Origin of the sequence: Pseudomonas sp. RA_5y_Pfl1_P24 (assembly GCF_963970945.1) — a bacterium.
In the GTDB taxonomy this organism is placed as follows: Bacteria; Pseudomonadota; Gammaproteobacteria; order Pseudomonadales; family Pseudomonadaceae; genus Aquipseudomonas; species Aquipseudomonas tritici.
Genome location: NZ_CAXAOJ010000009.1, coordinates 313,971 through 327,470, shown reverse-complemented (window position 1 = coordinate 327,470; position 13,500 = coordinate 313,971). Strand labels below are relative to the sequence as shown.

General features: G+C 60.7%; 15 protein-coding genes. 9 read left to right on the top strand and 6 right to left on the bottom strand.

Features of this window, described 5'->3' with window-relative positions:
* Positions 1–92 precede the first annotated feature (92 nt).
* The 4 genes from AACY30_RS17975 to mnmH all read left to right on the top strand — a co-directional run bounded on the left by AACY30_RS17975 (position 93) and on the right by mnmH (position 3,361).
* The gene (locus AACY30_RS17975; protein WP_339468906.1) at positions 93–344 is read left to right on the top strand and encodes a hypothetical protein; all 252 of its coding nucleotides are present in this window, start codon (positions 93–95) and stop codon (positions 342–344) included.
* Positions 345–385: 41 nt separating this feature from the next.
* Complete coding sequence (locus AACY30_RS17970; RefSeq protein WP_339420103.1) at positions 386–1,135, top strand: TerC family protein; 750 nt, start codon at positions 386–388, stop codon at positions 1,133–1,135.
* Between the two features lie 94 nt (positions 1,136–1,229).
* Positions 1,230–2,264 carry a selenide, water dikinase SelD gene (selD, locus tag AACY30_RS17965; RefSeq protein WP_339420104.1) on the top strand — a complete coding sequence of 345 codons (1,035 nt, stop codon included), beginning with the start codon at positions 1,230–1,232 and terminating at the stop codon, positions 2,262–2,264.
* The gene (mnmH, locus tag AACY30_RS17960; RefSeq protein WP_339468905.1) at positions 2,264–3,361 is read left to right on the top strand and encodes a tRNA 2-selenouridine(34) synthase MnmH; all 1,098 of its coding nucleotides are present in this window, start codon (positions 2,264–2,266) and stop codon (positions 3,359–3,361) included. The genes selD and mnmH overlap by 1 nt, the downstream gene beginning before the upstream one ends.
* 137 nt (positions 3,362–3,498) lie before the next feature.
* Here mnmH and AACY30_RS17955 read toward each other — a convergent pair whose 3' ends face one another.
* Together AACY30_RS17955 and AACY30_RS17950 are read right to left on the bottom strand one after the other, a co-directional pair.
* Entirely contained in the window at positions 3,499–4,554 is a 1,056-nt protein-coding gene (locus AACY30_RS17955) for a permease (protein WP_339420107.1), read from the bottom strand.
* 44 nt (positions 4,555–4,598) lie between these two features.
* Positions 4,599–5,300 (bottom strand): histidine phosphatase family protein, encoded by a 702-nt coding sequence (locus tag AACY30_RS17950; protein WP_339420108.1) that lies wholly within the window; start codon positions 5,298–5,300, stop codon positions 4,599–4,601.
* A 251-nt stretch (positions 5,301–5,551) separates the two neighbouring features.
* On the opposite strand from AACY30_RS17950, the gene AACY30_RS17945 reads away from it, so the two are divergent.
* The 3 genes from AACY30_RS17945 to hemB all read left to right on the top strand — a co-directional run bounded on the left by AACY30_RS17945 (position 5,552) and on the right by hemB (position 8,184).
* Positions 5,552–6,250, top strand: coding sequence for a glutathione S-transferase N-terminal domain-containing protein (locus AACY30_RS17945; protein WP_339468904.1), 699 nt, complete (start codon positions 5,552–5,554; stop codon positions 6,248–6,250).
* Between the two features lie 2 nt (positions 6,251–6,252).
* Positions 6,253–7,095, top strand: a complete 843-nt coding sequence (locus AACY30_RS17940; RefSeq protein ID WP_339468903.1) for a PhzF family phenazine biosynthesis protein — start codon at positions 6,253–6,255, stop codon at positions 7,093–7,095.
* A gap of 114 nt (positions 7,096–7,209) precedes the next feature.
* Positions 7,210–8,184: a porphobilinogen synthase gene (gene hemB, locus AACY30_RS17935; protein ID WP_339420111.1), complete on the top strand. Its 975-nt coding sequence runs from the start codon at positions 7,210–7,212 to the stop codon at positions 8,182–8,184.
* Between the two features lie 119 nt (positions 8,185–8,303).
* Here the strand turns inward: hemB and AACY30_RS17930 are convergent, their stop codons facing one another.
* A complete protein-coding gene (locus AACY30_RS17930; protein ID WP_339468901.1) occupies positions 8,304–8,918 on the bottom strand; it encodes a LysE family translocator in 615 nt (204 codons plus the stop codon).
* 146 nt (positions 8,919–9,064) lie between these two features.
* Here AACY30_RS17930 and AACY30_RS17925 point away from each other — a divergent pair, with 146 nt between their 5' ends.
* Entirely contained in the window at positions 9,065–10,150 is a 1,086-nt protein-coding gene (locus tag AACY30_RS17925; RefSeq protein WP_339468900.1) for a DUF1615 domain-containing protein, read from the top strand.
* On the opposite strand, the gene AACY30_RS17920 is transcribed toward AACY30_RS17925, so the two are convergent.
* Positions 10,151–10,945: a DUF4349 domain-containing protein gene (locus AACY30_RS17920; protein WP_339540851.1), complete on the bottom strand. Its 795-nt coding sequence runs from the start codon at positions 10,943–10,945 to the stop codon at positions 10,151–10,153. It lies immediately after the preceding gene.
* Between the two features lie 156 nt (positions 10,946–11,101).
* On the opposite strand from AACY30_RS17920, the gene AACY30_RS17915 reads away from it, so the two are divergent.
* Positions 11,102–11,518 carry a PaaI family thioesterase gene (locus AACY30_RS17915; RefSeq protein ID WP_339468897.1) on the top strand — a complete coding sequence of 139 codons (417 nt, stop codon included), beginning with the start codon at positions 11,102–11,104 and terminating at the stop codon, positions 11,516–11,518.
* A 105-nt stretch (positions 11,519–11,623) separates the two neighbouring features.
* Here the strand turns inward: AACY30_RS17915 and AACY30_RS17910 are convergent, their stop codons facing one another.
* Both AACY30_RS17910 and AACY30_RS17905 read right to left on the bottom strand, forming a co-directional pair.
* A complete protein-coding gene (locus AACY30_RS17910) occupies positions 11,624–12,805 on the bottom strand; it encodes an acetyl-CoA C-acetyltransferase (RefSeq protein ID WP_339468896.1) in 1,182 nt (393 codons plus the stop codon).
* Positions 12,806–12,816: 11 nt separating this feature from the next.
* Positions 12,817–13,476 carry a CoA transferase subunit B gene (locus AACY30_RS17905; RefSeq protein ID WP_065872325.1) on the bottom strand — a complete coding sequence of 220 codons (660 nt, stop codon included), beginning with the start codon at positions 13,474–13,476 and terminating at the stop codon, positions 12,817–12,819.
* Positions 13,477–13,500 lie beyond the last annotated feature (24 nt).

The following is a 13,500-nucleotide window of genomic DNA, read 5'->3' as shown; positions in this document are numbered from 1 at the left end:
ATACGAATTTTCCTGAACTGTTCTCCTGCATAGAATGCCTCGCTATCGCGGGGCCACTATTTGGACCCAATGGTTCTAACGAGGAATACGTCATGAAACTCAATTCTCTGGGCGCGGCATCGTTGCTTGCGCTTTCATTGGTAGTGATCAGCGGTTGCGATCAGGTCGAAAAAAGCGCCCAGCAAGTGTTGGGCAAGGCTACCGAGTCGGCCAAGCAAGCGATCGATGACACCCACAAAGCCGCCGAACAGGCATTGAGTGAAGCGACAAACGGCCTGATCACCCCGCAGCAGAAGGATGATCAGGAAGAGAAAGCATCAGAATCGAACAGTAAAGAAGCCTAACTGCCCGCGCTTAATTTCCCGTACAACGTCAGGACTGACCTATGGATTACCTGTTACAGCTGGCTGCCAGCCCCACCGCCTGGGTTGCCCTGGCCACCTTGATCGTCATGGAAATCGTGCTCGGCATCGATAACCTGATCTTTATCTCGATCCTCACCAACAAGCTGCCGCAGAAGCATCGGGCCAAGGCACGGCGCATTGGTATCAGCATGGCGTTGATATTGCGCCTTGGCCTGTTGAGCACCATCGCGTTTATCGTGCAACTGACCACGCCGGTATTCGAAGTACTCGGCCAGGGGTTCTCGTGGAAGGACATGATCCTGATCGCCGGTGGCCTGTTCCTGGTGTGGAAGGCGACCACCGAGATCCATCACAGCATGGACCCCGAGCCCGAAGAGAAGGCCAGCGTCGGCAATACGGTAGCCATCGGTTTCGCCGCGGCCATCGGGCAGATCCTGTTGCTTGACCTGGTGTTCTCCATCGACAGCATCATCACCGCCGTGGGCATGACCGAGCACTTGCCGATCATGATCATTGCCGTGGTGACCTCGGTGATCGTGATGCTGGTGGCGGCCGAACCGTTGGCCAAGTTCATCAATGACAACCCGACCGTGGTGATGTTGGCCCTGGGCTTCCTGATCATGATCGGTATGACCCTGATCGCCGAAGGCTTTGGTGCCCATGTGCCTAAAGGCTACGTTTACGCGGCCATGGCGTTCTCCGCGGCCATCGAATGTCTGAACATTGCCAGGCGCAACCGCCACAAGCGTTTGCTGGCGGCCCGGCAGTAACGGCTGAAACCAAAAGGCCGGCTGCGCTCACAAGAGCTCAGCCGGCCTTTTGCTGTCTGTTAGAATTCGCGCACTTGATAGCGTGAGGTCATACATGAACGAGCCGATTCGTCTTACCCAGTACAGCCATGGCGCGGGGTGTGGCTGCAAGATATCGCCCCAGGTATTGGAGGTGATCCTTGCCGGCAGCGGCGCGCAGAACCTCGACCCCAAGCTGTGGGTGGGCAACGCTTCGCGCGATGATGCAGCGGTGTACGCCATCGACGATGAGCGCGGCGTGGTCTCCACCACTGACTTTTTCATGCCGATTGTCGATGATCCCTTCGACTTCGGGCGGATTGCAGCGACGAACGCCATCAGCGACATCTACGCCATGGGCGGTGACCCGCTGATGGCCATCGCCATTCTCGGCTGGCCGGTCAATGTACTGGCACCGGAGATTGCCCGGGAAGTGATCCGTGGCGGCCGTTCCGTGTGCGACGAAGCTGGAATCCCCCTGGCGGGCGGCCACTCCATCGATGCCCCGGAGCCGATCTTCGGGCTGGCGGTCACCGGCATCGTGCAAAAGCGCCATATGAAACGCAATGACACCGCAACCGTGGGTTGCCGGCTTTATCTCACCAAACCCCTGGGCATCGGCATCCTGACCACGGCTGAGAAGAAGGGCAAATTGCGTGAGGCGGATATCGGCCTGGCGCGTGACTGGATGTGTACGCTGAACACACCTGGCAGCCGTTTCGGCAAATTGACGGGTGTCACGGCGATGACCGATGTCACCGGTTTCGGCTTGCTGGGCCATCTGGTGGAAATGGCCGACGGCAGCCGCCTGACGGCCCGCATCGAATACAACAAAGTCCCACGTCTGCCGGGGATTGAGGACTACCTGGATCAAGGTTGCATGCCGGGTGGCACCCTGCGCAACTTCGACAGTTACTCCGCCAGGCTCGGGCGCCTGCAGGAGTTGCATAAGCGTGTGCTGTGTGACCCACAGACCAGCGGTGGCCTGTTGATCGCGGTCACCCCCGAGGGTGACGCCGAGTTTCATGTCGCCGCCGCCGAACTGGGCCTGGCCCTTGAGCCTATCGGCGAACTGGTTGAGCGACAGACCCACGCGGTAGAGGTGTTTTGATGGCCGCTGACATCACCGACTACCGCGATATCTTCCTCAATGACCGGCCGATGATGGATACCCGCGCGCCGGTCGAGTTCGTCAAAGGTGCCTTCCCGGGTGTAGTCAACCTGCCGCTGATGAGCGATAACGAGCGTCAGCGGGTCGGTACCTGCTACAAACAGCAAGGCCAGCAGGCCGCAATCGTGCTGGGCCACGAGCTGGTGTCCGGGGCAATCAAGGCTGAACGCATCGATCAGTGGGCGCTGTTCGCGAAGACCAATCCCGATGGCTACCTGTATTGTTTTCGCGGCGGTTTGCGCTCGCAGATCGTGCAGCAATGGCTCAAGACTGAGGCGGGCATTGAGTACCCGCGTGTGGGCGGCGGTTACAAAGCCATGCGCACCTTTTTGCTGGAGACGCTCGAGCAAGCGGCAACGCAGTGTGATTTCGTATTGCTCGGCGGCATGACCGGCACTGGCAAGACCGAGGTGCTCGGCCAGTTAAACAACGCCCTGGACCTGGAAAACCATGCCAACCATCGTGGTTCCAGCTTCGGCAAGCGCGCCACGGCGCAGCCGTCCAACATAGACTTTGAAAACCGCTTGGCGGTGGACCTGCTGAAAAAACGCGCAGGGGGTATCCAGCAGTTCGTGATCGAGGACGAAAGCCGCATGATCGGCAGTTGCGCGCTGCCGTTGCCGTTGTACAAAGGCATGCAGACGTATCCGATGGTATGGCTTGAGGACAGCGTCGAAGGGCGGGTCGAGCGCATCTTGCGCGATTACGTGGTGGACCTGTGTGCCGAGTTCATCGCGCTGTTTGGCGAGCAGGGCCACGCGGTGTTTGCCGGGCGTCTGACCCAGAGCCTGGCCAACATCCACAAGCGCCTGGGTGGGGAGCGCTTCCAGCGGCTGCAGGCGATCCTGCAGGACGCGCTGGCGGAGCAGGCGCGTAGCGGTGCAGTGGATTTGCACCGCGTGTGGATCGAAGCCTTGTTGCGCGAGTATTACGACCCGATGTATGCGTTTCAGCGGGAGAGCAAAGGCGCGCGGGTCGAGTTCGCGGGAGAGCAGAGGGCAGTAGTGGAGTATCTGCGTAACAGGGTGAATGGGTGATATTCAAGGGCCTATTCGCGAGCAAGTCACTCCCACATGTTGACCGTGTTTCTGCAGGGTAAACGCGGTCTGGATGGGCGCGCGGCGGTGCGACGATTCGACTTGCTCGCGAAAGGGCCATCAGCCCCACTGAATAACTACAGGATGAGCGCCCCGATCAGCCCACACACCACCCCCGCCAGCATGGTCAACCCGGCCACCGTAATCAGCACCCTTGCATCAAAGTCCTTACGCAGCATCAGCAGCGACGGTAGGCTCACGCTGGGCAGGGTCATCAGCAACGCCACGGCCGGGCCGGTGCCCATGCCCAGGGTCATCATGGTTTGTACGATGGGAATCTCTGCGGCGGTCGGAATCACAAACAGCGTGCCGACGATTGCCAGTGGCACCAGCCACATCAGGCTGTTGGTCATGGCGCCGTCCACATGGGGGAATAGCCAGACTCGCGCCGCGCCCAGGACCAGCACCGCCAGGATATAGATCGGAATTGTGCTCCAAAACAGCTGCCACAGGGTGCGTAACCAGCGACTCAGGAACGGTTGCGAGTCGACAATATTGACCTCGGCTATCGCATCCAGTGCGGCTGCCGGCACCTGTTCAGACCGCGCAATGCGCTGCGCCACGAGAGAGACACCCACCACCAGCACAATCCCCGCCACCAGCCGCAGGGCGGTAAAGCCCCAGCCCAGGACAAAACCCATGAACACCAGGGTGGCCGGGTTCAACACCGGGTTGGCGATCCAGAATGCCAGCGCGGCCCCCACCGATACTTGCTGACGCCGCATACCCGCCGCGACCGGCGCCGCACAGCAACTGCACATCATCCCCGGCAAAGCAAACAGCCCGCCGCGCAGGGTGGAGCCCAGTCCGGCGCGGCCAAACAGACGCAGCAACCAGTCGCGGGGAATCAGCACTTGCAGCAATGAGCCAAGAATCACCGCCAGCACAGCGGCCTTCCAGATCGCCAGGAAATACACCTGGGCATAGGCCAGCGCCGCCGCCAATGGTGAGCGTTGTTGATCGTTGAGAATCGAGGCGCCGATGCTGTGGTTATCGGCGGCAACGAAGGCCTTGAGGTAGTAGGGGGACCACTTCACATAGTAGAGGCCAACGCAGGCTACCAGCAGGAACAGTGCAGGTTTCCACCAGATAGACCAGCCCCGGTTGGGCTGGGAGGAAGTGAGGTTAGGCATGGGGATGATCCGCAGGTGAGTCGATAGCGGCATATCATACGCTGTCAGCTATCGGCACTCACCTGCGTGGGGTTCGGGCAGGTCTGTTCACCGTTGTTCAAGCCTTGCTTGTAGTTGCGGCTCAGCAGCGAGGCCTTGCCGTTGTGCCAGGTCAGCGTCAGCACATACAGGGTGTCGTAGTCGCTGCCCGACCAATCGTCGGTGATGGTGTGCTTTTCGCCCGACGCTTCACTCGCCACCTTGTTGATCAACTCCGGCAGATAGCCGTGGGACCAAGCGGTGTAAATCGTGGCGTTGTGGTACTTGTCTTCCACCAGCTCATCGGCGAGGGCGCTGGTGTCGTTCGCGGAAAATTTGATGTTGACCGGCAGGCCGAGCTTGATCGCGCTGGGGCTGATGGTCATCAGGGGGCGAATGTAGCTGTAGGAATTGTCCAGCTCACCTTCCTCCACATTACGTGTGGGGTTGGCCGCAAATACGAAGTCGGCATTGCCGAATTTTTCCGGCAGCAGGGTGGCCAGGTTCATTGCTCTGTTGAGGCCTTGGCAATTGAGTTGGCCCAGGCCGCCTGCCGGTTTTTCACCATGGCGCAGGAACACCAGGGTTTGTACGCCGTTCACCTGTTCGGCCCTGCTGACGCGCGATTCAAGGGTCAGGCCGATAGCGCCGCCTACGAGCAACAGCGGCAACATGATGTATGAATATCGTTTTAGGCGTAGCGCAAGGCACAACGGCTTGATGGTCATTATTGTCGAGTCTTCAGTGCATCGGATTAAGGCGGACAAGCCCGGCCCCAGTGACGCATCCGGCGTCCTGCGGTGTTCCCTGTCAGTATTGCGGTTCGCCTCCGTTCACCGTTTAAGCGCACTTAAGAGTGCGCGAGGGCCTATTGGTTCGCCCAGACGGGATAATAGCCAGCGGTTGTTGCGTATTGATGACCCATGCAGGACACGGGACAGATGTCTATCATGGAGCCTTTCTGTTCAGGAGCTCCCCGATGAACTCACTCGCTGCCTTCCCGATCAACAGCAAATGGCCCGCCCAGCATCCCGAGCGCTTGCAGCTGTACTCGCTGCCGACACCCAACGGGGTAAAAGTCTCGATCATGCTCGAAGAGCTGGGGCTACCTTACGAAGCGCATAAAATCAGCTTCGAGACCCAGGACCAGTTGTCTCCCGAGTTCCTGTCCCTGAACCCCAACAACAAGATCCCCGCGATCATCGACCCCAATGGTCCCAGCGGCCAGCCACTGGCGTTGTTCGAGTCCGGCGCGATTCTGATCTACCTGGCGGAAAAAACCAGCCAACTGCTCTCCGAAGACCCGGCCACCCGCTATGAAACGATTCAGTGGCTGATGTTCCAGATGGGGGGCATCGGCCCGATGTTTGGCCAGTTGGGGTTTTTCAATAAATTTGCCGGCAAAGCCTACGAAGACAAGCGCCCCCGCGACCGTTACGCTGCCGAATCCAGGCGCCTGCTGGACGTGTTGGAAAAACGCCTGCTGGGCCGCACCTGGATCATGGGTGACGACTACAGCATCGCCGACATCGCCACCTTCCCGTGGATCCGCAACCTGATCGGTTTCTACGAGTCCGGTGACCTGGTGGGCATCGCCGACTTCCCCAATGTACTGCGCGCGTTGGACGGTTTCGTCGCACGGCCAGCGGTGATCCGTGGCCTTAGTATTCCGAGCTGAGCATGCCGACCTTCGATTTCAAACAGCTGGATGTCTTCAGCAGCGTTTCGCTCAAAGGCAACCCATTGGCGGTGGTGTTCGGCGCCGATAGCCTGACCGACCAGCAGATGGCGGACTTTGCCAACTGGACCAACCTGAGCGAAACCACGTTCCTGCTGACCCCGCGCGACCCCGAGGCGGACTACCGGGTGCGGATTTTCACGACCTTGCAGGAACTGCCTTTTGCCGGGCATCCGACACTGGGCAGTTGCCACGCATGGCTGCAGGCGGGCGGTATTCCCAAAGGTGAGGAAATAATCCAAGAGTGCGAAATCGGCTTGGTGCGTATCCGTCGCCAGCATGATGAGCTGGCGTTTATCGCACCGCCTTTGTTGCGCGCCGGGCCGGTGGAAGCGCCTGTCATAGAGCGCGTTCGCCTGGCGTTGGGCTTGGCGCCAGAGGCCATCTTGCGTAGCCAGTGGGTCGACAACGGCGCGGGATGGTTGGCAGTGATGCTGGCTGATCGCAATCAGGTGCTGGATCTGCAACCGGATTACTCACAACTGCTCGGTTTGGCCGTGGGTGTGATCGCCCCCTGTGATCCCGCGAGGGACGACGTGGATGCGCAATTTGAAGTTCGCGCCTTTATCGCGGGCGACGGCGCCCCGGAAGACCCCGCCACCGGCAGCTTGAATGCCGGTGTCGCGCAATGGCTGCTGGCCGAAGGCCTGGCGCCTGAGCGCTATGTGGTCAGCCAGGGCACTGCGCTGGGGCGTGCGGGGCGTATTCGCATTGAACGCCAGGGTGAGGAAATCTGGGTGGGTGGCGCTGTGGCGGTGTGTATCGAAGGGCGTTTACAGCTCTAGATCAATAAATTGTTACGGCCCTCGCAATACACTATTGGGCCCTCCGGGTTTGTGTTGCCGGTGCCTGGGGGCATAAGCTTCGCCCCAAAGTTTTGACCTTTATCCAGGATTGCCATGACCAGCCAGTTCCCCCAAGCCCGTCCACGCCGCCTGCGCCGCTCCCCGGAGCTGCGTGGCTTGTTTCAGGAAAGCGAGTTCACCCTCAACGACTTGGTGCTGCCGATTTTCGTCGAAGAAGAAATCGATGACTTCGTACCCATCACCAGCATGCCGGGCGTGTTACGCATCCCCGAGAAAAAACTGGCCGGTGAAATCGAGCGCTATGCGCGTGCCGGCATCAAGTCGGTGATGACCTTTGGCGTGTCCCACCACTTGGACGCCAACGGCAGCGACACCTGGAAAGAACGCGGCCTGGTTTCGCGCATGTCCTCGATCATCAAGGACGCGGTGCCGGAAATGATCGTGATGTCCGACACTTGCTTCTGTGAATACACCGACCATGGCCACTGCGGCGTGATGCACGGTGCGCATGTCGACAACGATGCGACGCTGGTCAACCTCGGCAAGCAAGCCGTGGCCGCTGCCCGTGCAGGCGCTGATGTGATCGCCCCTTCGGCAGCGATGGACGGTCAGGTCCAGGCAATCCGCCGCGCCTTGGACGACGCCGGTTTCACCCACCTCCCGATCATGGCTTACTCCACCAAATTCGCCTCGGCCCTCTACGGCCCGTTCCGCGAAGCCGGCGGCAGCGCGCTCAAGGGTGACCGCAAAAGCTACCAGATGAACCCAATGAACCGCCGCGAAGCCGTGCGCGAATCGCTGCTGGACGAACAGGAAGGTGCCGATGCGTTGATGGTCAAGCCGGCCGGCGCCTACCTCGATATCATTCGCGATATCCGCGAAGCCTCGCGTTTGCCGGTGGCGGCTTATCAGGTCAGTGGCGAGTACGCGATGATTAAGTTCGGCGCCCAGGCTGGCGCGATTGATGAGGATCGTGTGGTGCGTGAGACCTTGGGGTCGATCAAGCGCGCGGGGGCGGATTTGATCTTCACCTACTTCGCGATGGACCTGGCACTGGCCGGGATCTAGAAAAAACCGCAAGTCTAAATGTGTGTGGGCTTGCCCGCGATGACGGCAGGTCAGTTGCAAATATTCAGCTGACCCACTGCCATCGCGGGCAAGCCCACATTGTTTGATTGCAGTGTTTATCAGCGCTGCGCAAACGCCAGGTTCAAGCCCAACCCCGCAAAGGCCGCCGCGAAACTGCGGCGCAGCCAGTTCTGCACCCGTGGCGACTCGATCACTGCGCGGCGAAACACATTGGCCAGCAGGCCATACATCACGAACACCGCAAACGTCATCGCCATGAATACAGCACTCAGCACCAGCATTTGCTGGGCTGGGGCCGTGCTGCCTGGCGTGACGAACTGGGGCAGGAAGGCCAGGAAGAAAATGGTCAGCTTCGGGTTGAGAATGTTCATCAACAGGCCGCGCAACATCAGGGTCCGTGCACTTGAAAGCGCAGGGGTGTCGCTGACCGCAAACGCCGAGCGATCCCGCCAAGTGGCGTATGCCACGTACAACAGGTAGGCGACGCCTGCGTACTTGAGCGTATCGAACGCTAATGCACTGGTGTGCAATAGGGCGGACAGACCAAGAATCGAAGCCAGTAAGTGGGGAATGATCCCGGCGGTACAGCCCAGCGCGGCGAACACACTGGCGCGCTTGCCGGCGGTGAGTCCTGTGGACACGGTAAAAATCACGCCGGTGCCGGGAATCAGCACGACGATCAGGCAGGTGATGAGGAAGTTCAGGCTGAGCATGGCATTCAAACGCCGTGTACGAATGGTCGATGACAGATCCTGTCACGTTTGTGATTGCCTGGCGAGCACGCCAACGCGGCGAACCCTGGTTAGACTTACCGGTCGATATCTGCAACGCCCGGCCCGCCGTCATCCAAGGAAACCCCATGTATTCAAGCCGCCTGATCCTGTGCCTTGCCACGTTGCTGGTGCTGGCCGGTTGCTCTACAACCCGCAACCCGCAACAGCCCGAGCGCAGCGAGGCTGAGGTGAAGGCGCAGATCGTGCGCTTGCTGCCGGCTAACGTCTCGGACCGCAACGGTTGGGCCCAGGACATCTACACCGCCTTCGACACCCAGAAAATCTACGCCAGTACGGAAAATATCTGCGCCGTGCTGGCGGTGACCGAACAGGAATCCACTTACCAAGTCGACCCGCCCGTGCCGAACATGGGCAAGATCGCCCAGGATGAAATCCTGCGGCGTGCCGGTAAGGTCCATGTGCCAGCCTTTTTCGTACGCAGCGCACTTCAATTGCGCTCGCCCACGGGCAAGACATACGCCGATCGCCTGAGCGCCGCTCGCACGGAGAGGGACCTGAGTGGCATCTTTGATGACTTCATCAGCATGGTGCCCCTGGGCAACACGTTATTCGGTGGTTTCAACCCGGTGCATACCGCAGGTCCGATGCAGGTCAGCATCGACTTTGCGCAGAAACAGGCACGGGGTTATCCCTACACGGTGGACGGCACTATTCGCCGTGAAGTCTTCAGCCGCCGTGGCGGCATGTACTTCGGTATCGCGCATTTGCTGGGTTACCCGGTGAACTATGACCAGCCTCTGTACCGCTTCGCCGACTTCAATGCCGGTTGGTATGCCAGTCGCAATGCCGCGTTCCAGGCCGCCGTCAGCCGTGCCTCGGGCACCGAGTTGGCGCTGGATGGGGATTTGATACGGTACGGCTCATTGCTACCCGGCACCACCGAGTTGGCAGTGCGTTCCCTGGGCGCGAAGCTGGATATGCGCAATCCGAGCATCCGCAGCCAGCTGGATCAGGGTAAGCAACTGGATTTTGAAGAGACCGCTCTGTACAAACGCGTGTTCGCACTCGCGGACAAAGCCGCCGGCAAGCCGATGCCACGGGCGATCCTGCCGGGCATCGTGCTCAAGAGTCCGAAGATCACCCGCAACCTGACGACGGCGTGGTTTGCCAAGCGGGTGGATGAGCGGTATCAGCGTTGCATGAAGCGCTGATCAGGTGCGGCGTTTGACAAAGCGGCGCCACAGCCACACCCACAACCACACCACCGGGAACGCCAGGATCACGAACGGCAGCACATAGCTTGAGCGTTCCAGGGCGTCGGCAGTGCCCTCGACCATATTGTCCCCCAGGTTGCTGAACATCCGACTGAACCGTGACGGCTGGTTCGCGCCGTCAGAGGAACGGAAGTTCAGGGTCACGCGGTTGGTGTCGAGACGGCGTTGCTGGCCGGCAGCGACTTGGGCGAGCGCCTGCAATTCGTTCTCTATACCCGCCTGTTTATTGCTCAGGGCGATCAGGTCACTGACCGTGATGTCCTTGCGTTTGGCCAATTCATCCAGGCGTTGTTGCTGGGCCAGCAGGCGGTCCTGGCGGCGGCGTACGTCGGCGACCGCATCGGCCAGGTCCTCGGCGGTGGTGATGCGTTGGCCGAGTTTGCCACCTTCAGCGGCCATCGTGACCATCGGCTCCACACCAGTCGGCGCGATACGCAGAATGATCTGGCCACCGTTGCCGTCTTCGGTGATGCCCAGGATATTGCACGCGCCAAAGCGTGCTGTTTCGCAGGCCTCGCGTGTCGCCTGCATGCGCGGCGCGAGCAGGGCGCCGGGCAGGGCCAGGCTCAGCTCGTGCTCGTAGGCCAATTGCGCACCGGCACGACTCTGCTCGCCGTTGATCACCCTGGCGCGGGAGTGGTCCTTGGGCGAGCAGCCAACCAGGGCCAGGCCGGCGACCAAGATTATTAAGCCGGTGCGAAGCGGATGGGGCTTGCCGTCCAGATGGCGCATTGCTGTTCCTTGCGGGGTGCGGGGGATTTTACGGCGATTAAAGCGGGTCTGGTGGATTAACGCAAAGCATCGCGGGGGATTTGCGTGATGGATGGTAATGGCTGCTGCTTGTGGCGTGGCGTACACCTCAATCTTCAGTTCAAGGAAGCGTTCGCCATGATCGCCCACTCAGTGCCCGAAGGTTTCGTTTCGCTGCCCCGCAGCAGCCCATTGCTTGATCTGCTTGGCCCGGCGTATTGCCGGGGTGATGGCGTGCACCTGGAAATCGCCCTGCGTGCCGACAATCGCCACGCCAATGGACGCGGCACGGTGCATGGCGGCGTGTTGGCGACCTTGGCGGATGTCGGCATGGGCTACGCGATGGCGTTTTCCAGTGAGCCGCCACTGCCGCTGATTACCGCGAGCATGACCTTGGATTACCTGGGGGCGGTGCAGGTTGGGGAGTGGATCGTGGTGCGCATGGAGCATTACAAACGCGGGCGGCAGATGGCGTTTGCCACGGTGAGCCTGCAGGTGGGGGAGAAGGTGGTGGCGCGGGCGAGTGCGGTGTTTGCGGTGCCGCGCAGTAGCTAGCGAGCAAGCTCGGCCCCACATTTGAACTGTGTTTTTTCAGGCGTATCGCGAAAAGAAAAGGCCCGGTTTTCGTGGAACCGAGCCTCCTCCCTGTTGCTCTTTGAATCAGCTGCGCTCGAGAGCGAGTGCCACGCCTTGGCCGCCGCCGATGCACAGCGTCGCCAGGCCTTTCTTGGCGTCGCGTTTGATCATTTCATGCAGCAGGGTCACCAGCACGCGGCAGCCTGAGGCGCCAATCGGATGGCCGATGGCGATGGCGCCGCCGTTGACGTTGACCTTGTTGGCGTCCCATTCCAGTTCTTTGCCTACCGCCAGGGATTGCGCGGCGAAAGCTTCGTTGGCTTCGATCAGGTCCAGGTCGCCCAGGCTCCAACCGGCTTTGTCCAGGCAGCGGCGGGTGGCCGAGACTGGGCCGATACCCATGATGGCCGGGTCGACGCCTGCGTTGGCGTAGCTGGCGATGCGCGCCAAGACCGGAAGGCCGAGGGCCTTGGCCTTGTCTGCACTCATCAGCAGCACCGCAGCAGCGCCATCATTCAGGCTGGACGCGTTGCCGGCGGTGACGCTGCCGTCTTTCTTGAAAGCAGGTTTGAGCTTGGCCAGGGACTCGGCGGTGGTGCCGGCGCGCGGCTGTTCGTCCACGGCGAAGGCTACCGGGTCGCCTTTGCGCTGGGGAATCAGGATCGGGGTGATCTCATCCACAAAGCGGCCGGCTTCGATCGCAGCAGTCGCTTTTTGCTGTGAGGCGGCGGCGAACGCATCCTGGGCTTCACGGCTGATGCCGTACTTATCGACCAGATTCTCGGCGGTAATGCCCATGTGGTAGTCGTTGAACGCGTCCCACAGGCCGTCGGTGATCATGCTGTCGAGCATCTTGGCATGGCCCATGCGCAAACCAGTGCGCGCGGCGGGCAGTACGTACGGGGCCAAACTCATGTTCTCCATGCCGCCGGCAATGATGACCTCGGCGTCACCGCAACGGATGGCTTGGGCGCCCAGGTGCAGGGCCTTGAGGCCTGAGCCGCAGACCTTGTTCAAGGTCAGGCTTGGCACCGCATGGGGTAGGCCGGCGAGGATCGAGGCCTGGCGCGCCGGGTTCTGGCCGCTGCCCGCGGTAAGCACCTGGCCGAGGATCACTTCATCCACTTCGGCCGGGTCCAGGCCGGTCTGTTCCAACAAGCGACGGATCACGGCGGCGCCCAGTTCGGGTGCCGGGATATTCGCCAGCGAACCCTGGAAGCTGCCCACGGCGGTGCGGGTGGCAGCAACAATCACGACGTCTTGCATGAGCTCTGTCCTCACTGGAAGTGCATTTCTGGAACGTGGTCCGGGACGATCAGTTTACCGGCGGTCTTGCTCACAATCTCTTCCACGCTGACGCCAGGTGCGCGTTCCTTGAGGACAAAAGCGCCATTTTCGATTTCCAGGTACGCCAGGTCAGTCAGCACACGCTTGATGCAGTTCGCACCGGTCAGCGGCAGGCTGCACTGGCTGAGCAGCTTGGATTCACCATCCTTGGACGCGTGGGTCATGATCACGATGATGTTTTCTGCACCGGCCACCAGGTCCATGGCACCGCCCATGCCTTTGACCAGCTTGCCGGGGATCATCCACGAGGCGATGTTGCCCTGTACGTCCACTTCAAATGCGCCAAGCACGGTGAGGTCGACATGGCCGCCGCGAATCATCGCGAAGGACTCGGCGGAGGAGAAGATCGACGCACCGATGCGTGCGGTGACGGTTTGCTTGCCGGCGTTGATCATGTCGGCGTCAATGGTGTCTTCGGTTGGAAACGGGCCCATGCCGAGCAGGCCGTTCTCCGATTGCAGCATGACTTCCATGCCTTCGGGAATGTAGTTGGCCACCAGGGTCGGAATGCCGATGCCAAGGTTGACGTAGAAACCGTCCTGCATTTCGCGGGCGACGCGTTGAGCCATTTGTTCGCGGGTAAGAGCCATTTTATGAGTCCTTATTGTTCGGGC